The organism is Arthrobacter sp. AD-310 (genome assembly GCF_054656615.1).
In genome coordinates, this window is record NZ_BAAHNO010000024.1 from 26,596 (window position 1) to 46,512 (window position 19,917).

Here is a 19,917-nt window from a genome sequence, read left to right on the forward strand (position 1 = left end):
GCCATGGGTTCCAGCGTAGGCGTCATCCTGGGGTTCCCGCCTCACATCGCCGAGGAGCTGCAGCGCTGGCGGGCGTCCTTCGGCGACCCGCTGGCGTACGTGGTGCCCGCGCACATCACGCTCGTTACAACCACGCCCACCCACGACTGGGAGGCCACCCGTGAACATGTCCGGGAGGTTGCGCGCCGGCAAAGCCCCTTTATGGTGACCATCGCCGGGACCGGAACGTTCCGGCCTGTGTCGCCGGTGGTCTTCATCAACGTCGAGCAGGGCTTCGACGAATGTGTTGAACTGCACGAGAGGCTGCAGCAGGGCCCGCTGCAGCGTGAACTTCCCTTCGCATACCATCCCCACGTCACCATCGCCCACGATGTTGCCGCCGAAAGCCTGGACGAGGCCGAAACGGCGCTGAAGAACTACAGGGCCACCTTCCCCGTGGTTAGCATGGGACTCTACGAGCACGATGCCGACGGCATATGGCAGCTACGGGAAGAGCTGGACTTTGGGACCGAAACTGATAACGACGCCGGCACAAGATTCGCGGAAGCAGCCGCGGAAGCAGCCGCAGAAGCAGGCGGAGCAGCAGCCTCTTCCCACTGAGCGCGCCCGCCTGAAACTGGCCGTTATCCAGAAGCGGATGGAGTGGGGCAAGGCACGCAGGTCGGGCGGTAGCCCCTTCCCGGCCCTGATGGCGATGTTCCAGTGGCTCAGTGCCCGCATCAACGTCCTGCGCCCCGTGCGGGCCTTCCGGCACTACAGCATCCAGCGGGGGCCGCTGATGAGCGCCGGGATCGGCTTCAATATGTTCTTCTCCATCACCGGCCTGCTCACCACCGGGTTTTCCATTGCAGGCCTGGTGCTGCGCGGCCAGCCTGTCCTGCTGGACACCATCGTCACCAGCGTGGCCCAGAGCGCTCCGGGCCTCCTGAAGGTGGACGGCGGTGAAGGCCTGGTTGACCCCCGGGAGATGCTCAACCCGGACGGGCTCGGCTGGACCGCGGTCATCGGTTCACTGGTCACGATCGTCACGTCGCTGCGCTGGATCTCCGGCATCCGGGACGGGCTCCGCGGGGTACTGGACCTGCCTCCGCTGCTGGTGAACCCCATCGTGCTGAAACTGCGCGACGCCGGCATCCTCCTCCTGCTGGGCGTGGCCCTGGTCATCAGTGCGGGTGCGTCGCTGGTCTTCGGCACGGCGGCCCAGTGGGTGGCGGATTTCCTGCAGCTCAGCGACGCCGTCGCCGGTCCGCTGACCACTTCCATCAAGATCTCGGTGCCGCTTGTGCTTGGCTGGGTGACGGCGTTCGTCATGTACCGGCTGGCGGCCGGCCTGAAACTGTCCCGAAGGGCCCTGCTGGAAGGCACCCTCCTCGCGGCCGTCGGCACCACAGTGCTGCAGATCTTCAGCACGGAATTGCTGGCGGGCGCCGGCCGCAACCCTATCCTGGCCTCTTTCGCGATCATCATCGGGCTGCTGATCTGGTTCAACCTCGTCAGCCAGGTGTACCTGGTTTCGGCCGGTTGGGCCGCGGTGCGGGAGGCCGACCTGCAGGCGCCAGGGTCGGCTGACGACAAACCCAGGTGGGGTGCCCGGCAGGTCCAGCCCGGCAAGGTGCCGGCCCACGATTCCGGTGCCTCTGCCCGGCGCCGGGATCTTGGCAGGCCAGCCCGTCCCTGACGGGTCAGGAGGGGTGGCCGGCGTCGAGGTACTGGTCGGCCCAGGCAGCGATGATTCGTCCCGCGCGGGCAGCCTGGCCCTTACCGGTCAGCAGGTGGTCGCTGCCCTCAAGGGACACGAAGTTCCGGGGGTGGCGGGCCGTCTGGAAGATGGTGCTGGCGTTTTCGATCCCCACGGTGTTGTCGGTGGGGGAGTGGAGCACCATCAGCGGCTTGTGCAGCTGCCGGATGCAGTCGGTCAGGTCGGCGTTCTCAAGGTCCTCCACGAAGTGCTTCCGGATCTCCACGCGTTTGCCGCCCAGGTCCACTTCCGCAGCGCCCTCGCTCAGGATCTTGTCCAAGGCCGCGTCGAAGACGTGGGCCACGTGCTTGGGGGAGAACGGGGCGCCCACCGTTGCAACGGCGTCGAGCTCCGGAATCTCACGCGCGGCAGCCAGCACGGCCGCGCCGCCGAAGGAGTGACCGACCAGCAGCGAGATCGCCTTGCCCTGGCTGCGCATGAACTCGGCCGCCTTGACCGTGTCCGCCACCTTGTGGCTGAAGGATCCGGCCGACCATTCGCCGGCTGACCCGCCCAGCCCCAGGTTGTCGAAGCGCAGCATGCCCACCCCGCTGTCGGCCAGTGCCTTGCACATCCGGGACGCCGACGGCGAGTCCTTGCCCAGGGTGAAGCCGTGCGAGAAGACACCCCAGCCCTTCACCGGACCCTCAGGAATGTCGATGATGCCGGAGAGCAGCTCTCCAGTGGAGCCGGTGAAGGAAACCTTTTCGGAGCGGGACACGGCGTCCCCTTTCTCTTATTGCCGGGGGATTGATACGGAAATGACGACGGCGCCGCCCACCGTACGTTGTCCGTACAAGGTGAGCGACGCCGTCGGCTGTTGTATCTGTTGTTGAACGTGCTTAGATCTTGCGGGAAAGGATGGCCTGCTTGACCTCGGCGATGGCTTGGGTCACCTGGATGCCGCGGGGGCATGCCTCGGAGCAGTTGAAGGTGGTGCGGCAGCGCCACACGCCTTCCTTGTCGTTGAGGATCTCCAGGCGCATGTCACCGGCATCATCACGGGAATCGAAGATGAAGCGGTGGGCGTTCACGATTGCTGCCGGGCCGAAGTACTGGCCGTCGGTCCAGAACACCGGGCAGGAGGACGTGCACGCAGCGCACAGGATGCACTTGGTGGTGTCGTCGAAACGCTCGCGGTCCTCGGCGGACTGCAGGCGTTCCTTGGTGGGCTCGTGGCCCTTGTTGATGAGGAACGGCATGACCTCGCGGTAGGACTGGAAGAACGGCTCCATGTCCACGATGAGGTCCTTCTCCACCGGCAGGCCCTTGATGGGTTCGACCGTGATGGGCTTGGACGTGTCCAGGTCCTTCAGCAGGGTCTTGCAGGCAAGGCGGTTGCGGCCGTTGATGCGCATGGCGTCGGAACCGCACACACCGTGGGCGCAGGAGCGGCGGAAGGACAGGCTGCCGTCCATCTCCCACTTGACCTTGTGCAGGGCATCCAGGACACGGTCCGTGCCGTACATGGTGAGGTGGAAGTCGTCCCACGTTGCGTCGTCCGAGACCTCCGGGTTGTACCGGCGGACGCGCATGTGCACATCGAACGTGGGGATTTCGCCGCCACCGCCGACGCCGGCAGGCAGTTCAATCTTTGAGGCTGGCTCAGCGATTTCAGCGGTCATCTTAGTACTTCCTCACCATCGGCTCGTAGCGGGTAAAGACAACCGGCTTGGTGTCCAGGCGGATGCCGGCAATGGATTCTGCCGATCCCGCGGGAGCCTGGTCGTCCTTGTACGCCATGGAGTGCTTCATAAATTTCTCGTCGTCACGGTCCGGGAAGTCCTCGCGGAAGTGTCCGCCGCGGGATTCCTCGCGATGCAGGGCCGCCACGGTCATCACCTTCGCCAGTTCCAGCAGGAAGCCGAGCTCAACGGCTTCGAGCAGGTCCAGGTTGAAGCGCTTCCCCTTGTCCTGGACGTTGATGCGCTTGTACCGCTCCTCGAAGGACGCGATGTCGCGCAGAACCTGGTTCAGCGTTTCTGCGGTGCGGAACACCTGCATGTTGGCGTCCATGGTGTCCTGCAGTTCCTTGCGGATCTGGGCCACCTTTTCGTCACCGGTGCCGTTGCGGGCGATGTCCAGCAGTTCGGTGGTGTACGCGGTGGGGTTCTCCGGCAGTTCAACGAACTGCGCGGTCTTTGCGTATTCCGCGGCGGCGACGCCGGCGCGCTTGCCGAACACGTTGATGTCCAGCAGGGAGTTGGTGCCCAGGCGGTTGGAGCCGTGGACGGACACGCAGGCAACCTCTCCGGCGGCGAACAGGCCGGGGATGACGGTGTCGTTGTCCTGGAGGACTTCGGTTTCGATGTTCGTGGGGATGCCGCCCATGGCGTAGTGGGCAGTCGGGAACACGGGGACCGGCTCGGTGTAGGGCTCGACACCCAGGTAGGTGCGTGCGAATTCCGTGATGTCCGGGAGCTTGGCGTCGATGTGCGCCGGCTCCAGGTGGGTCAGGTCCAGGAGCACGTAGTCCTTGTTCGGGCCGCAGCCGCGGCCTTCACGGACCTCGTTGGCCATGGACCGGGCGACGATGTCACGCGGTGCCAGGTCCTTGATGGTGGGGGCGTAGCGCTCCATGAAGCGCTCACCGTCCGAGTTGCGCAGGATGGCGCCTTCACCGCGGGCGGCCTCGGACAGGAGGATGCCGAGCCCGGCGAGGCCGGTCGGGTGGAACTGGAAGAATTCCATGTCCTCCAGCGGAATGCCGCGGCGGAAGGCGATGCCCATGCCGTCACCGGTGAGGGTGTGGGCGTTGGAGGTGGTCTTGAAGACCTTGCCCGCGCCGCCGGAGGCGAACACCACGGACTTGGCCTGGAAGACGTGCAGCTCACCGGAGGCGAGGTCGTACGAGACGACGCCGGCAACGCGCTTCTGCTTGTACGGGGTGCCGTCCTCGCGGACTGCGTCCTCTTCGACCGTCAGCAGGTCCAGGACGTAGTACTCGTTGTAGAACTCAACGTTGTGCTTGACGCAGTTTTGGTACAGCGTCTGCAGGATCATGTGGCCGGTGCGGTCGGCGGCGTAGCATGCACGGCGGACCGGTGCCTTGCCGTGGTCGCGGGTGTGGCCGCCGAAGCGGCGCTGGTCGATGCGGCCCTCAGGCGTGCGGTTGAACGGCAGGCCCATCTTTTCCAGGTCAAGCACGGCGTCGATGGCTTCCTTGGCCATGACCTCGGCCGCGTCCTGGTCAACCAGGTAGTCGCCGCCCTTGACGGTGTCGAACGTGTGCCACTCCCAGTTGTCTTCCTCGACGTTGGCAAGGGCTGCACACATGCCACCCTGCGCCGCACCGGTGTGCGAGCGGGTGGGGTAGAGCTTGGTCAGTACTGCGGTGCGCGCACGCTGACCGGATTCGATCGCGGCGCGCATGCCAGCGCCACCGGCACCGACGATGACGACGTCGTACTTATGGACCTGCATACCGGATGCTCTTTCTCTCAAAATTCTCTATCGAACAGCGGGGCGGCCGAGCCTGCTCCGCAAAACAGGGCCCGCGGAAAAGCCCGCGGGCCCGGGATGTTGCTGGTGCTAGGCAGGGCAGAATCCGCCGGGCAGGGGAACGCCGTCAACCACGGGGCACGGATCGAAGGTGAAGATCACCAGGGTGCCCAGGACGATGATGACCACGGTGGCCGAGTAGAGGACCGTCTTCAGCCAGCGGCGGGTGGTGTCCTTTTCGGCGTAGTCGTTAATGATGGTGCGGACGCCGTTGGTGCCGTGCAGCATGGCCAGCCACAGCATCGCCAGGTCCCAGAACTGCCAGAACGGGTCGGCCCACTTGCCGGCGACGAAGCCGAAGTCGATGGCGTGGATGCCTTCGCCCACCATCAGGTTCACGAAGAGGTGGCCGAAGATGAGGACCACCAAAACCACGCCGGACAGGCGCATAAACAGCCAGGCGATCATTTCGAAGTTGCCCCGGGAACTGCCGTGGCGGCGGTACTGGGGGGCGATCCGCCCGCTGCGGGGGCTCTCGATCGTTGCACTCATTGCTTAGTGACCTCCGAGGGCGAGGGACAGGTGGCGGATGGAGAAGGCGACCATGGTCACGACCCAAAGGCCCAGGACTGCCCACAGCATCTGGCGCTGGTACTTGGCGCCCTTCTTCCAGAAGTCGACCGCGATGATCCGCAGGCCGTTGAAGGCGTGGAAGACGATGGCGGCAACAAGGCCGGTCTCACCAAGGGCCATCAGGGGATTCTTGTACGCACCGATCACGGCGGTGTAAGCCTCGGGTGACACACGCACCAAGGAGGTGTCCAAAACGTGGACCAACAAGAAGAAAAAGATCACTACACCGGTAATTCGGTGTCCTACCCAAGACCACATACCTTCACGGCCGCGGTACAAGGTGCCAGCTGGTTTTGTCGGCACTGATAAACCTCCCTGCAATACAGCGGCGCTGGCATGAGATCCACGCTGGGGGAACGCCTGCTGCGAGAGCACTCGTAGCTCAGGCCTAAATCTAGGCTCAGCTAACAGCTTATTCAATTTAGGAACTCCTTGGTGCCCAGCAGTGGCGCGGATTTCCCAAAATTTTGAGACAAACACCACAAAGCCTTGCCCCGGACGCTGCACACGTTGTCCGTGGGGAGCGCCGTCCCGTAGTAGGGGAAGGGAGCCCGTTCCGTCCGTTCGGCTAAAGTAGGCCGTGATGAGTACAGACAAAGTGACAACCCCGGCATCACCCCTTGACCGCTTCATCGCGGTGATCCCGGCCGGCGGCGTGGGGACCCGCCTCTGGCCCCTGTCACGAGCCGCAGCTCCCAAGTTCCTCCACGACCTCACGGGTTCGGGCAGCACGCTGCTGCGCGCAACCTATGACCGGCTGCACCCCCTGGCGGGGGAGCGGATGCTGGTTGTCACGGGCAAAGCCCACCGCGATGCCGTGTGCCGCCAGCTCCCCGAAGTCAAGGAGTCGGACCTGGTCCTCGAGTCCGAGCCCAAGGACTCCGCTGCCGCCATCGGCCTGGCCGCGGCAATCCTGCATGAGCGCGATCCCGGCACCATCATGGGTTCCTTCGCGGCGGACCAGGTGATCAGCCCCGACGACCTGTTCCAGCAGGCTGTGCGGGAAGCCATCCACACCGCGGCGGCCGGCAAGATCGTGACTATCGGCATCAAGCCCACCCACCCGTCCACCGGGTTCGGGTACATCCGCTCCGGCCAGGACCTCCACATCGAAGGTGCGCCCAGCGCCCAGGACGTGGTGGAGTTCGTCGAAAAGCCCGACGAGGTCGTGGCACAGCAGTACGTGGACAGCGGCAACTATGTATGGAACGCCGGCATGTTCGTCGCTCCGGTGGCACTGCTGCTCAAGCACCTGGAAGCCAACCAGCCTGAACTGTTCCAGGGCCTCCAGGAGATCGCCCGCGCCTGGGACACCCCGCGCCGCGATGAGGTCACGGCCCGGGTGTGGCCCACCCTGCCGAAGATCGCCATTGACTACGCTGTTGCCGAACCGGCTGCCGAAGCCGGGGACGTCGCCGTCGTTCCCGGGGCCTTCCGCTGGGATGATGTTGGCGATTTCGCTTCAGTGGGGCGGCTCAACTCGGCCCGCGAAGTGGACGACGTCACCGTGCTCGGTGAAGGCGCCCGCGTCTTCACCGAAAACTCCAGCGGCGTGGTGGTCACGGACACCAAGCGCGTCATCGCCCTGATCGGGATCGAGGATGTCGTCATCGTGGACACCCCGGACGCGCTGCTGGTCACCACCATGGCCAATTCTCAGCGGGTCAAAGCGGCCGTTGACGCCCTGAAGGCCAGCGGCGACACCGACGTCCTTTAATTGCAGCTTCCGTTACATCCCGGGACCCAATCGGTGCCCGGGATGTAACGCGGCAACAGTGATGGCCGCTATCGCCGCCATCCTCGCTAGAGTGATTCAGTGCGCAATTACACTACTGAAGCTGAGCCGACCGCCCTGGTATCACCGTGGCTCGAGCCGCTCCTGCCGGAACTGATCGACTTCCGCAGGGACCTGCATGCGCACCCGGAACTGTCGTTCAAGGAATTCCGCACCACTGACAAGCTCGCTGAGCGCCTGGAAGCGGCGGGCCTGAGCCCGCGCCGCCTCGAGGGCACCGGCCTGACAGTGGATGTCGGGGAGGGCCCCATCGCCACCGCCCTGCGTGGTGACATCGACGCGCTGCCCATCATCGAGGAAACCGGCCTGCCGTTCGCCTCGAAAAATCACGGCGTCACGCACGCCTGCGGCCACGACGTGCACACTACCACCATGCTCGGCATTGCCCTGGTCCTGCACCGGATGCACCAGGAGGAGCCGCTCGGGGCAACGGTGCGCATCATCTTCCAGCCCGCCGAGGAAACCATGCCCGGCGGCGCCCACTCCTGCATCGAGCAGGGAGTCCTGGAAGGCGTGCCCCGCATCCTGGCCCTGCACTGCGACCCCCGGATCGAAGTGGGCAAGATCGGCACGCGCATCGGCGCCATCACCTCCGCGTCGGACACCATCCGGATCGAGCTGTCCGGCCGCGGCGGCCACACCTCCCGCCCCCACCTGACCGAGGACCTGGTGTTCGCGCTGGCCCAGATCGCCGTGAACGTACCCGCCGTGCTGTCCCGCCGCGTCGACGTCCGCAGCGGCGTCTCCGTGGTGTGGGGACAAATCTCGGCAGGTTCGGCACCCAATGCGATTCCCGGCGTCGGGTACATGGCCGGCACCATGCGCTGCCTGGACCGCGACGCCTGGCACGCAGCGGGTGAGCTCCTGGATGAGGTAGTCCACCAGGTGGCCGCGCCCTACGGCGTGGACGTGAAGCTCGAGCACACCCGCGGCGTGCCGCCGGTGGTGAACTCCGAACACGAGACCGCCATCATCGAAGCTGCCGCCCGCGCCGAAATCGGTGAAAGTGCAGTGGTCCTCACCCCGCAATCGATGGGCGGTGAAGACTTCGCCTGGTTCCTGGCGGAACTGCCCGGTGCCATGATGCGGCTGGGCACCAAGACCCCCGGCGGGGAGGAATACGACCTCCACCGCGGCGACTACATCCTGGATGAGCGGGCCCTGGGCCACGGCATCCGGGTCCTCACCGCGGCGGCCCTGCGCACGATCCGCGACCTCTAGCACCCGGAGGAAAGGCCCGACGCCGGCACTTGCGAAAGTGCCGGCGTCGGGCCTTTCCGCGTTCCCGGCAGGGACACCAGCAGCCAACTAAGTTGTGCACAATTTAGTTGTGAACTATTGTATTTCCCATGAGTGAAGCCCCGCGCCTGGACCGCCAGGTCTGTTTTGCGCTTTATTCCGCCTCGCGGGCGGCCACCGCCGTCTACCGTCCTGTCCTCGACGACCTCGGCCTCACCTACCCCCAGTACCTGGTGATGCTGGTGCTGTGGGAGAGCGAGCCGCGCGGCGTGAAAGAACTGGGTGCTGAACTCGGCCTCGATTCCGGTACTCTCTCGCCCCTGCTGAAACGGCTCGAAGCCCTCGGCCTCGTAGAGCGGCGCCGGTCCGGACAGGACGAACGCCGGGTCGCCATCCACCTGACCCCGGCGGGAAGCAGCCTTAGCGGAAAGGCTGCGGCCATTCCGCAGCGGCTCGCGGACGCGGCTGGCTTGTCCGCCGCGGAGCTTGAGCAGCTGCGTCAGACGCTCGGCAAGCTTACGGCCGCCCTGCACAACGCGGTCTGACCCCCGCCCCGTCCCTACAGATTCCAAGAGAACGGATATTCCATGAAGCCCCTTTACACGGCAGAGGCCCTTGCTTCCGGCGACGGCCGCGACGGCACCGCACGCACCAGCGACGGGCAGCTCGAGGTCAACCTTGCCAGTCCCGTCGAACTCGGCGGTGACGGCCAGGGCACCAACCCCGAGCAGCTCTTTGCCGCCGGCTATGCTGCCTGCTTCCACTCCGCCCTGCGCCTGGTAGCGCGGAAAGAACGCGCGGACCTGACCGACTCCGCCGTCGCCGCCAAGATCCACCTGGGGCGGCTCGACGGGGAGGCTGGCTTCGGGATCGCGGCCGAACTGGAAGTTGCGTTGCCCGCGCTGGACCTGGCGACCGCAGAGGCGCTGGTGGCCAAGGCGCACCAGGTCTGCCCCTATTCCAACGCCACCCGCGGCAACATCAGCGTCGACATCAAGGTCTTGGGGTACGCAGCATGAGCCGCGTACCCTCAACCGCACTGCCCACCTCGACCCGCGAAATCCAGCTCGCCTCCCGCCCGGTCGGCCGGCCGGTCCCGGAGAACTTCCGGCTCGCCGAGTCACCCCTGCCTGAGCTGGGCGACGGCCAGATCCTGGTCCGGAACCTCTACATCTCAGTGGACCCCTACATGCGCGGACGCATGAACGACGCCAAGTCCTACTCCGCGCCTTTTGCCCTGGACAAGGCGCTCGACGGCGGCGCGGTAGGCGAGGTCATCGCGTCCCGTTCCGGCGCTCACCAGGAAGGGGACGTCGTCGTTCATTCCCTCGGTTGGCGTGAATACGCCGTGGTGGACGCCGCGGCTGCCACTCCTGCCCGCACTGGACTGGCACCCGCCTCCGCCTTCCTGGGAGCCCTCGGCATGACCGGGCTTACCGCCTACGCGGGCCTGCTCAAGGTTGCCGGATTCACCCCCGGCGATGCGGTCTTCGTTTCCGGTGCGGCCGGCGCCGTGGGCTCGCTCGTGGGCCAGATCGCCAAGGCCATGGGTGCGTCCCGCGTCATCGGTTCCGCCGGCTCGCCTGCAAAGGTGGCCAGGCTCCGCGAGCTCGGCTTCGACGCCGCCTTCGACTACCACGACGGGCCTGTCCGCAAACAGCTCGAAGAGGCAGCCGGCAGCGCCGGAATCGACGTGTACTTCGACAACGTGGGCGGCGAACACCTGGAGGCTGCGCTGTCCGTCCTGAACGTCGGCGGCCGCGTGGCCATGTGCGGGGCCATCGCCCAATACAACTCCACGGAGCCCACTCCGGCGCCCCGCAACCTGATGCTGGCCATCGGCAAGCAGCTCACCCTCCGGGGTTTCCTGGTCGGCGGGCAGAGGCAGCATGCCGCCGAGTTCGCGGAACGGATGGCCGGCTGGCTCGCCGACGGAACGGTGCGATACGACGAAACGATCGTGGACGGACTCGAGAATGCACCGCAGGCGTTCATGGACCTCCTTGACGGCGCCAACACCGGAAAAATGCTCGTCCGGCTCTAGTGCCCGCTCATGCCGGGTAGGGGGTGCCGCCCGGCGCATCCCCTACTCATTGGTAACAACTTGTAAACGATCTCCCGGATCAGGTCCCGGTGTGCTACTGGGACGTGGCGCAGGCCACTAAAGTGGGTCGCATCAGTGCGCTCCGGCGCAGTGCTGCGGGCCCTCAGTGACAACAGAATTTCAGTGCAGAAACGGACACTCATTGAATTCGAGCCGCAGCGCCACTCTTTCTCATCCTGGAGGAATCTTGATGACATCACTGCGTGCACACCTCAAGCGCGGTTCAGTTGCCGGCCTGGCCACCATGGGTGCCACAGCGCTCGTCCTGGCCGGCTGCGGCGCGCCTCCGGAAGCCGGCAGCGGCTCCACCGCCGGTGCCAGCGACTACACCGGCTGCATCGTTTCCGACTCCGGCGGGTTCGACGACCAGTCCTTCAACCAGTCCTCCTACGAGGGGCTGAAGAAGGCTGAGGCCGACCTCGGCATCAAGGTCAACCAGGTTGAGTCCAAAACCAACAACGACTTCGAACCCAACCTGCGTGCCATGGTCACCGCCGGCTGCGACCTCACCGTGACCGTGGGCTTCCTGCTCGGTGACGCCACCAAGAAGCAGGCGGAGGCCAACCCGGACAGCCACTTCGCGATCGTCGACTTCGCCTACGAGACCCCCGTCAGCAACGTCAAGCCGATCATCTACGACACCGCCCAGGCCGCATTCCTGGCCGGCTACCTCGCCGCCGGAACCACCAAAACCGGAACGGTCGCCACCTTCGGCGGCATGAACATCCCCACCGTGACCATCTTCATGGACGGCTACGCGGACGGCGTGAAGTACTACAACGAGCAGAAGGGCAAGGACGTCAAGCTCCTTGGCTGGAACAAGGACGCCCAGGACGGCACCTTCACCGGCGACTTCGAAAAGCAGGACGTCGGCAAGCAGGTCACCCAGAACTTCCTGGACCAGGGCGCCGACATCGTGATGCCGGTCGCCGGACCGGTGGGCAAGGGCGCGGGAGCGGCGCTGAACGATGCCAAGGCTGCCGGCAAGGACGTCAAACTCATCTGGGTCGATTCCGACGGTTACCTCACGGCTCCCGACTACAAGGGCATCATGCTGTCCTCCGTCATGAAGCTCATGGGCGAGGCCGTGGAATCCGTGGTCAAGGATGACAAGGACGGCAACTTCAACAACACGCCGTACGTGGGCACCCTCGCAAACGACGGCGTCCAGCTGGCTCCCTTCCACGATCTCGATTCCCAGGTCCCGGCCGAACTGAAAACCGAGCTGGAACAGATCAAGAAGGACATTGTTGACGGCTTGCTCAAGGTTGAGTCCAAGGCAAGCCCGAAGGCCTGATTCTGCGCTAAGCGCCACCGCCCGGCCCGGTCGATGACCGGCCGGGCGGTGGCGCTTTTTGCTGGCCCGCATTTCCGGGCCGGCCGCCCGCTCATCCCCGGGCTGCAGCCACTAGGCTGTAGCTGCAGCCATATATCCCGTCCGGTGGATCACTGGACGCTTCGAGATTGGTCAGAGTTTTGAAACTTGAACTCAGAGGAATCACCAAACGCTTTGGCACCCTGCTCGCCAACGACCACATCGACGTGGTGGTTGAACCCGGACAAATCCACTGCCTCCTCGGCGAAAACGGGGCCGGCAAATCCACCCTTATGAACGTGCTGTACGGGCTGTACGAGCCCACAGAAGGCGAAATCCTGATCGACGACAAACCGGTCGCTTTCCGCGGCCCGGGTGACGCCATGGCCGCGGGCATCGGCATGGTGCACCAGCACTTCATGCTGGTACCGGTGTTCACGGTTGCGGAGAACGTGGCCCTCGGTGCGGAACCCACCAAGGCCGCTGGCTTCCTGAACCTGGACGAAACCCGCCGGCGGATCAAGGAAATCTCCGACCAGTACGGGTTCGACGTCGATCCGGACGCCCTGGTGGAGGACCTTCCCGTCGGCGTCCAGCAGCGCGTGGAGATCATCAAGGCCCTGGTCCGCAACGCCAACGTGCTCATCCTTGACGAGCCCACCGCAGTGCTCACGCCGCAGGAAACCGACGAACTCCTGGACATTATGCGCCAGCTCAAGGCAGGCGGCACGTCCATCGTCTTCATTTCGCACAAGCTCCGCGAAGTGAAGGAAGTCTCGGACACCATCACCGTCATCCGGCGCGGCAAGGTGGTGGGCTCGGCTGACCCCACCGCCCCCACCACGGAACTCGCCTCCATGATGGTGGGCCGCGCGGTGAGTTTGAACCTGGACAAGGAACCTGCCAAGCCACAGGAAAAAACCTTCGAGGTCCGGGACCTCACGGTGATCGCCCCCAACGGGCAGCACGTGGTGGACGGGATCAGCTTCGACATTGCCCGCGGCGAGATCCTCGCCATCGCCGGGGTCCAGGGCAACGGCCAGACCGAACTGACCGAAGCCATCCTGGGGCTCCAGGAACGCGTCTCCGGATCCGTCACTCTGGACGGCAAGGAACTGCTGGGCCGGTCCGTCAAGGAAGTCCTGCGGGCCGGCGTCGGTTTTGTGCCCGAAGACCGTAAGGTGGACGGCCTGGTAGGCACCTTCTCCGTGGCGGAGAACCTGGTGCTGGACCTGTATGACAAACCGCCCTTCGCAAAAGGCATCAGCATGAGCCCGGCGAAAATCATGGAAAACGCCAAGGCGCGCATCGGAGAGTTCGACGTCCGGACCCCGTCCGCCGCCGCGGCGGCGGGCACTCTGTCCGGCGGCAACCAGCAGAAGGTTGTGATGGCCCGGGAGCTCTCGCGGCCCCTGCGGCTTTTCATCGCTTCCCAGCCAACCCGCGGCGTCGACGTCGGGTCGATCGAGTTCCTGCACCGGCGCATTGTCGCCGAGCGCGACCAGGGCACGCCGGTGATGATCATCTCCACTGAGCTCGATGAGGTGATGGAACTGGCCGACCGCATCGCCGTGCTCTACAAAGGCAAGCTGGTGGGCGTTGTTCCGGCAGGCACCAGCAGGGACGTCCCGGGCCTCATGATGGCCGGCATCCCGCCCGAAGAACACGCACACCCCCAGCAGGCCGGCACCCGCACGGCTTCCACCTCCGACGCCGAGGGAGACGATCATGTCTGACAAGCTTCCCCCCAAGCACACGGCCGCCGGTCAACCCGGCGCGCACCCGGACAAGGGGCACCAGCCCAGCCCCGCCGAAGAGGAAACCGCCGCCGTCGTTGCCGTTGACACCGCCGGCGGTGCGATGGAACCGTCTGCCGTTCCCGCCACCGCCCAAAGCGGGAAGCTGCCGGGCGGCCCGGACACCCTGCTGCGCCGGATCTTCACGGGCAGCGGCCTGGTGTCGGTCCTGGCCGTGCTGCTGGCCCTCATCATCGGCGGCCTGCTGATCGCCAGCACGGACGCCCGGGTGGCCACCACTTCGACGTATTTCCTTGCCCGGCCCACCGACTTCCTGTCCGCGGTCTGGGATGCCGCCACGCGCTCCTACGTGGCGCTCTTCCAGGGCTCGGTGTTCAACCCCCGCGGCAACAGCGTCGCGGCCCAGTTCGCGCCGTTCATGGAAACACTCACCATCGCCACCCCGCTCATCACGGCCGGCCTGGGTGTAGCCTTGGCGTTCCGCGCGGGCCTGTTCAACATCGGCGCACAGGGACAGATCATCGTGGCAGGCATCCTGGCCGCCTGGGTGGGCTTCGCGCTGCACCTGCCCTTTGGCCTGCACCTGCTGCTGGTCCTTGTGGCGGGCATCGTCGGCGGCGCCCTTTGGGGCGGTCTGGTGGGCGTGCTCAAGGCGCGCACCGGCGCGCATGAGGTCATCCTCACCATCATGTTCAACTACATCGCGCTGTACTTCCTGCGGTACCTGATGAACACTCCGGCGTTCCAGCGGCCGGGGGAGTCGAACCCCATTTCGCCCATCCTGGACCCCACCGCCGTCTACCCGCAGATATTCGGCACCCAGTACCGGCTCCACCTTGGCTTCATTTTGGCCATCGGCGCCACCGTCCTGGTGTGGTGGCTGCTCAACCGCTCCACCGTGGGCTTTGAGTTCCGGGCAGTGGGCGCCAACCCCAAGGCCGCGCAGACCGCCGGCATCAACGTTTCCCGCTCCACCATCCTGGTCATGGCTCTGGCCGGTGCCCTGGCCGGCATGTCCGGCGTCGCCCAGGTGGCGGGCACCGAGAAGGTCCTCACTGACGGCGTCGCCGCCACCTACGGCTTCGATGCCATCACCGTGGCGCTGCTGGGGCGTTCGACGCCGTGGGGGACGTTTGCTGCAGGCCTCCTGTTCGGCGCCTTCCGCGCCGGAGCCGTCCAGATGCAGATCCAGACCGGCACCCCCATCGATATCGTCCTGGTGGTCCAGTCCCTGATCGTCCTGTTCATCGCCGCGCCGCCCCTGGTGCGCGCGGTCTTCGGCCTGAACCCGCGGCGCAGGAAGCCCGCCCGCGCCGCCAAGTCCCGGCAGGCAGCCACTACCGGAGGTGCAGCATGAGCACAACAGTTTCATCCCCCAAACCGGGAATGCCGCGCCCCGCGGGAACGGACCCGGGCGCAGCGAACATCACGGCCAAACCGGTGGGCTGGAAGACCCCCGTCCTGCTGGCCGCCTTCGCGGTGGTTTCCCTGGTCTTTTTCGGACTCCTGGCGCCCGGCCAGACCGCAAGCTTCGGCATCTCCACCGGCGAGGACTTCTTCCAGCTGCCCGCGGTCGCCGTGCACGCCCAAACCGCGGGCATCGTCCTGTCCGTCCTGCTGCTGGGGCTCGCCGCGTACGCCGTCTACCTGAAGACAAAAGGGCGCCCGGCGCCCGGCTGGCTTACCGTGACGTTCATCGTCCTGTTCGTAGCCGCGTTCCTGATCTGGGTGGTGGGCGGCGCCCGCACCCCGAGCATCTCACTGGCCGGCCTGATCGCCGGCTCGGTCACCCTTGCCGTGCCGCTCGTGTTCGGCTCGCTGTCCGGCGTCCTCTGTGAACGCGTGGGCGTGGTCAACATTGCCATCGAGGGGCAACTGCTCGGCGGCGCCTTCACCGCTGCCATTGTTGCCAGCATGACGCAGAACCCGTTCATCGGACTGGCGGCCGCGGCAGTTGCCGGAGCGGTCGTCTCCATGGTCCTGGCCGTGTTCAGCATCAAATACCTGGTCAACCAGATCATCGTCGGCGTCGTCCTCAACGTACTCGTCTCCGGCGTCACCGGCTTCCTTTTCAGCACCGTCATGCAGGAGGACAGCGACCGGTACAACTCACCGCCGGGCCTCGACGCGATCGAGATCCCCGTCCTGTCCAGCATTCCCATCATCGGACCCATCCTCTTCCGGCAGACCCTTGTGGGCTACCTGATGTACATTGCAGTGCTGGTGGTCTGGGTGGGCCTGTTCAAGACCCGGTGGGGCCTGCGGGTGCGCGCCGTTGGCGAACACCCCCAGGCCGCGGACACGCTGGGCATCAACGTCAACGCCACGCGTTTCTGGAACGTCACCCTGGGCGGGGCCGTGGCCGGTATCGGCGGTTCGTTCTTCACCCTCGTGGCCATCGACAGCTTCACCAAGGAAATCTCCGGCGGCCGTGGCTTCATCGCGCTCGCCGCGCTGATCTTCGGCCGGTGGAACCCCATCGGCGCGTTCTTCGCAGCACTGCTCTTCGGGTTCGCGGACAACCTGCAAAGCATCGTGACAATCATCGGCACCCCGGTCCCCAGCCAGTTCATGGCCATGCTGCCGTACCTGGTGACCGTCCTCGCCGTGGCCGGGCTGGTAGGCAAGTCCAGGGGACCGGCCGCCAGCGGCATCCCGTACGTCAAGGGATGACGGGCGTGGAACCTGCACCCCAAGTGGACTGGCAGGCGCTGGAAGCAGCCGCCGTCGCCGCCATGCGCAACGCCTACGCCCCGTATTCGAAATTCCCGGTGGGGGCTGCCGCCCTCACCGGGGACGGCCGGATCGTCAGCGGCTGCAACGTGGAGAACGCCAGCTTCGGCCTGACCATGTGCGCCGAGTGCACCCTGGTGGGCAACCTGCAGATGACCGGCGGCGGACTGCTGCGGGCCTTCTATTGCGTGGATGGAAGCGGCGCCATCCTGATGCCGTGCGGACGGTGCCGGCAGCTGCTGTACGAATTCCGCGCCCCGGACATGGAACTCATGACCGCCGCGGGCGTTAAGACCATGGACCAGGTGCTGCCCGACGCCTTCGGTCCCGAACACCTGGAGGAGAACCGGTGACAGAGAGCGCAATGGACAACAAGGCCGAAGCCTTCGACGCCGTGGACATCATCCGCACAAAGCGGGACAAGGGCACCCTGAGCCCGGAACAGATCGACTGGACCATCGACGCCTACACCCGGGGAGCCATCGCCGACGAGCAGATGGCAGCCCTGAACATGGCGATCCTCCTCAACGGCATGAACCGCGCCGAAATTGCCCGCTGGACGGCGGCCATGATCGCTTCCGGGGAAACCATGGACTTCTCCAGCCTCCGCAGGCCCGACGGCGGCCTGAAATACACTTCGGACAAGCACTCCACCGGCGGGGTGGGGGACAAGATCACCCTGCCGCTGGCGCCGCTGGTGGCCGTGTTCGGCGTCGCCGTACCGCAGCTCTCCGGCCGCGGGCTGGGACACACCGGCGGGACACTGGACAAGCTCGAATCCATCCCGGGCTGGCGCGCCAACCTCAGCAACGATGAGATGCTCGCCCAGCTGCAGGACGTGGGAGCCGTGATCTGCGCCGCGGGCGCGGGCCTGGCGCCGGCGGACAAGAAGCTCTACGCACTCCGGGACGTCACCGGAACCGTCGAGGCCATACCGCTGATCGCCTCGTCCATCATGAGCAAGAAGATCGCCGAAGGCACCGGCTCGCTCGTCCTGGACGTCAAGGTGGGCAGCGGCGCGTTCATGAAGGACGAAGCGTCCGCCCGGGAACTCGCCGAAACCATGGTGGCCCTGGGCAAGGACGCAGGCGTCAACACCGTGGCCCTGCTGACTAACATGGCCACCCCGCTGGGCCTCACCGCAGGCAACGCCATCGAGGTGGAGGAGTCCGTCGAAGTGCTGGCCGGTGGCGGCCCCGACGACGTGGTCGAGCTGACCGTCCGGCTCGCCGAAGAGATGCTCGCCGCCGCCGGAGTGCAGGACGCCGACCCCGCCGCCGCTCTCAAGGACGGACGGGCCATGGACGTCTGGAACAGGATGATCGAGGCCCAGGGCGGTGATCCCCGCGCTGCGCTGCCGGTGGCCAGGGAGTCCGACGTGGTTTACGCGCCTGCCGATGGGGTGCTCGTGGAGCTGGATGCGCTGGCCGTCGGTGTGGCGGCCTGGCGCCTTGGAGCGGGACGGGCACGCAAGGAGGACGCGGTCCAGGCAGGTGCCGGGGTGCGGATGCATGCGAAGCCGGGAGCGGTGATCCGCGCCGGCGAACCGCTGATGACGCTGCTCACGGACACCCCCGAACGCTTCGCCCGGGCCAGGGAAGCACTGGAGAACGCGGTGGTTATCGCGCCGGAGGGATCACGGCCCGCGCAGCGGCTGATTCTCGACCGAATAGCATAGGAACCCATGCAGGCCATCAATGACTTCATTCTCGCCGCAGCCGGGCAGCCCTGGGTGCTCGTCCTCGTGTTGGCATGCTGCGTCATTGACGGCTTCTTCCCGCCCATCCCCAGCGAGTCCGTGGTGGTGGGACTGTCCGCCGTAGCGGCAACCGCGGACGTCCCCAACCCATGGCTGCTGGTGCTGGTCGCAGCCCTGGGAGCGTTCTCGGGGGACAACATCGCGTACCTGATCGGGCGCCGTGTGGGCACCCGGAGGTGGTCCTGGATGCGGGGCCCCCGCATGCAGAGCGCCTTCCGCTGGGCGGGGGCGGAACTGCGCAAGCGCCCCGCCTCACTCATCCTGGTGGCCCGGTTCGTTCCCATCGGCAGGGTGGCCGTCAACCTGACCGCCGGCGCCACGGGATACCACCACCTTCGCTTCGTCCTGCTCACCTGCCTCTCCGCCGTCCTGTGGGCCGGCTACTCGGTGGCGATCGGCCTCTTCTTCGGGCAGTGGTTCGAGGAAAACCACCTGCTCGGCGCGGTCATCGCCATTATTTGTGCCGTGGCGCTTGGCATCGTGGTGGACCTTGTGATCAACAAAGTCCGGGGCAAGCCAAACGTGGTGGAACGGATCCGCGAGCCCGAGCCGTGATCCGGCAGTCAGCCTTCGCTTAGGCGTAGCGGACGACGCCCCGCCCGTGGGACACTTAGGGACGATTTCCGCTACGGCAGCGTCGCTTTGGCTGCGTCATCATTGTCTAGGAGCAAGACCGCGTGGAGTTTATTAATGAGGCCGTGCTCCATGCAGCGGGCCAGTGGTGGATTTACCCGGTCCTGCTGGTCTTCTTCTTCGTGGACGGTTTCGCGATGGTGGTCCCCAGCGAGACCCTGATCGTCGCCCTCGCCGCTTTCTCCCGGCACAGCGGGGAACCCAACCTCTGGATCCTCGGAACCACAGCTTTGATCGGTGCCATCGCCGGGGACAACATGGCCTTCATGCTTGGCCGCAGGATAGGCCTGGACCGGTGGAAATGGATGCGCCGGCCCAAGGTCAGGAAAGCCTTCGCGTGGGCGCGGTATGAACTGGACAAACGCGGAGCCGTGCTCATCTTCACCGCCCGCTATATCCCCTGGGGCCGGGTGGCGGTCAACTACGTGGCCGGCAGCACCGGTTTCGGGCACCGCCGATTCTTCCTCCTGGACGCCTTCGCCTGCGTCACCTGGGTGGGATACTCCATCGGCATCGGGCTGCTGGCCAGCTCCTTCCCCTGGCTGCACCACAATCCGCTGCTCAGCGCCGGCATCGCCGTCGTGTTCGCCATCGTCCTGGGAATCCTCATCGACCACCTGCTCCGCTGGTGGCACAAGCACCTTGCCCGCAACGACGCCCGCGAGGTCGACGAATGGCTCGACGGCGGCCCCTCCGGAGCGAGCGGCGGCCAGGCCGGGCGCAACCTCCTCTCGCCGTCAGCCGAAGGCGGGCATTCGGCACCGTAGCGG

At 66.0% G+C, this 19,917-nt stretch carries 20 protein-coding genes; 15 read left to right on the plus strand and 5 right to left on the minus strand.

Annotated elements, in window-relative coordinates; translation table 11 throughout:
* The first annotated feature begins 3 nt into the window (after positions 1-3).
* Together ACYQ1Z_RS14755 and ACYQ1Z_RS14760 are read left to right on the plus strand one after the other, a co-directional pair.
* On the plus strand, positions 4-600 hold the full coding sequence (locus ACYQ1Z_RS14755) for a 2'-5' RNA ligase family protein (RefSeq protein WP_459793300.1): 597 nt from the start codon (positions 4-6) through the stop codon (positions 598-600).
* Positions 601-637: 37 nt separating this feature from the next.
* On the plus strand, positions 638-1,678 hold the full coding sequence (locus tag ACYQ1Z_RS14760) for a YihY/virulence factor BrkB family protein (protein ID WP_459793301.1): 1,041 nt from the start codon (positions 638-640) through the stop codon (positions 1,676-1,678).
* 4 nt (positions 1,679-1,682) lie between these two features.
* Here the strand turns inward: ACYQ1Z_RS14760 and ACYQ1Z_RS14765 are convergent, their stop codons facing one another.
* The 5 genes from ACYQ1Z_RS14765 to sdhC all read right to left on the minus strand — a co-directional run bounded on the left by ACYQ1Z_RS14765 (position 1,683) and on the right by sdhC (position 6,115).
* The gene (locus tag ACYQ1Z_RS14765; RefSeq protein WP_459793302.1) at positions 1,683-2,459 is read right to left on the minus strand and encodes an alpha/beta hydrolase family protein; all 777 of its coding nucleotides are present in this window, start codon (positions 2,457-2,459) and stop codon (positions 1,683-1,685) included.
* 121 nt (positions 2,460-2,580) lie between these two features.
* Positions 2,581-3,363: a succinate dehydrogenase iron-sulfur subunit gene (locus tag ACYQ1Z_RS14770; RefSeq protein WP_459793303.1), complete on the minus strand. Its 783-nt coding sequence runs from the start codon at positions 3,361-3,363 to the stop codon at positions 2,581-2,583.
* Between the two features lies 1 nt (position 3,364).
* Positions 3,365-5,161, minus strand: a complete 1,797-nt coding sequence (gene sdhA / locus ACYQ1Z_RS14775; RefSeq protein ID WP_459793304.1) for a succinate dehydrogenase flavoprotein subunit — start codon at positions 5,159-5,161, stop codon at positions 3,365-3,367.
* 108 nt (positions 5,162-5,269) lie between these two features.
* Positions 5,270-5,731, minus strand: coding sequence for a succinate dehydrogenase hydrophobic membrane anchor subunit (locus ACYQ1Z_RS14780; RefSeq protein WP_459793305.1), 462 nt, complete (start codon positions 5,729-5,731; stop codon positions 5,270-5,272).
* 3 nt (positions 5,732-5,734) lie between these two features.
* On the minus strand, positions 5,735-6,115 hold the full coding sequence (gene sdhC / locus ACYQ1Z_RS14785) for a succinate dehydrogenase, cytochrome b556 subunit (protein ID WP_015936418.1): 381 nt from the start codon (positions 6,113-6,115) through the stop codon (positions 5,735-5,737).
* Positions 6,116-6,395: 280 nt separating this feature from the next.
* On the opposite strand from sdhC, the gene ACYQ1Z_RS14790 reads away from it, so the two are divergent.
* From ACYQ1Z_RS14790 to ACYQ1Z_RS14850, 13 genes are all read left to right on the plus strand, one after another.
* On the plus strand, positions 6,396-7,529 hold the full coding sequence (locus ACYQ1Z_RS14790) for a mannose-1-phosphate guanylyltransferase (protein WP_459793306.1): 1,134 nt from the start codon (positions 6,396-6,398) through the stop codon (positions 7,527-7,529).
* 99 nt (positions 7,530-7,628) lie between these two features.
* Positions 7,629-8,828 (plus strand): amidohydrolase, encoded by a 1,200-nt coding sequence (locus tag ACYQ1Z_RS14795; RefSeq protein WP_459793308.1) that lies wholly within the window; start codon positions 7,629-7,631, stop codon positions 8,826-8,828.
* A 128-nt stretch (positions 8,829-8,956) separates the two neighbouring features.
* Positions 8,957-9,391: a MarR family winged helix-turn-helix transcriptional regulator gene (locus tag ACYQ1Z_RS14800; RefSeq protein ID WP_459793309.1), complete on the plus strand. Its 435-nt coding sequence runs from the start codon at positions 8,957-8,959 to the stop codon at positions 9,389-9,391.
* Positions 9,392-9,433: 42 nt separating this feature from the next.
* Positions 9,434-9,865: an organic hydroperoxide resistance protein gene (locus ACYQ1Z_RS14805; RefSeq protein ID WP_459793310.1), complete on the plus strand. Its 432-nt coding sequence runs from the start codon at positions 9,434-9,436 to the stop codon at positions 9,863-9,865.
* Positions 9,862-10,890, plus strand: coding sequence for an NADP-dependent oxidoreductase (locus tag ACYQ1Z_RS14810; protein ID WP_459793311.1), 1,029 nt, complete (start codon positions 9,862-9,864; stop codon positions 10,888-10,890). The genes ACYQ1Z_RS14805 and ACYQ1Z_RS14810 overlap by 4 nt, the downstream gene beginning before the upstream one ends.
* A 250-nt stretch (positions 10,891-11,140) precedes the next feature.
* A complete protein-coding gene (locus ACYQ1Z_RS14815; RefSeq protein ID WP_459793312.1) occupies positions 11,141-12,247 on the plus strand; it encodes a BMP family lipoprotein in 1,107 nt (368 codons plus the stop codon).
* 179 nt (positions 12,248-12,426) lie between these two features.
* Positions 12,427-14,001 carry an ABC transporter ATP-binding protein gene (locus ACYQ1Z_RS14820; RefSeq protein ID WP_459793313.1) on the plus strand — a complete coding sequence of 525 codons (1,575 nt, stop codon included), beginning with the start codon at positions 12,427-12,429 and terminating at the stop codon, positions 13,999-14,001.
* Positions 13,994-15,379, plus strand: coding sequence for an ABC transporter permease (locus tag ACYQ1Z_RS14825; protein ID WP_459793314.1), 1,386 nt, complete (start codon positions 13,994-13,996; stop codon positions 15,377-15,379). Before ACYQ1Z_RS14820 ends, ACYQ1Z_RS14825 begins: the two co-directional genes overlap by 8 nt.
* Positions 15,376-16,695: an ABC transporter permease gene (locus ACYQ1Z_RS14830; protein WP_459793315.1), complete on the plus strand. Its 1,320-nt coding sequence runs from the start codon at positions 15,376-15,378 to the stop codon at positions 16,693-16,695. The genes ACYQ1Z_RS14825 and ACYQ1Z_RS14830 overlap by 4 nt, the downstream gene beginning before the upstream one ends.
* Complete coding sequence (locus ACYQ1Z_RS14835) at positions 16,692-17,108, plus strand: cytidine deaminase (protein ID WP_459793316.1); 417 nt, start codon at positions 16,692-16,694, stop codon at positions 17,106-17,108. The genes ACYQ1Z_RS14830 and ACYQ1Z_RS14835 overlap by 4 nt, the downstream gene beginning before the upstream one ends.
* 11 nt (positions 17,109-17,119) lie before the next feature.
* Positions 17,120-18,433 (plus strand): thymidine phosphorylase, encoded by a 1,314-nt coding sequence (locus tag ACYQ1Z_RS14840; RefSeq protein WP_459793327.1) that lies wholly within the window; start codon positions 17,120-17,122, stop codon positions 18,431-18,433.
* Between the two features lie 6 nt (positions 18,434-18,439).
* Positions 18,440-19,069: a DedA family protein gene (locus ACYQ1Z_RS14845; protein ID WP_459793317.1), complete on the plus strand. Its 630-nt coding sequence runs from the start codon at positions 18,440-18,442 to the stop codon at positions 19,067-19,069.
* Between the two features lie 122 nt (positions 19,070-19,191).
* On the plus strand, positions 19,192-19,914 hold the full coding sequence (locus tag ACYQ1Z_RS14850; protein WP_459793318.1) for a DedA family protein: 723 nt from the start codon (positions 19,192-19,194) through the stop codon (positions 19,912-19,914).
* Positions 19,915-19,917: the final 3 nt, after the last annotated feature.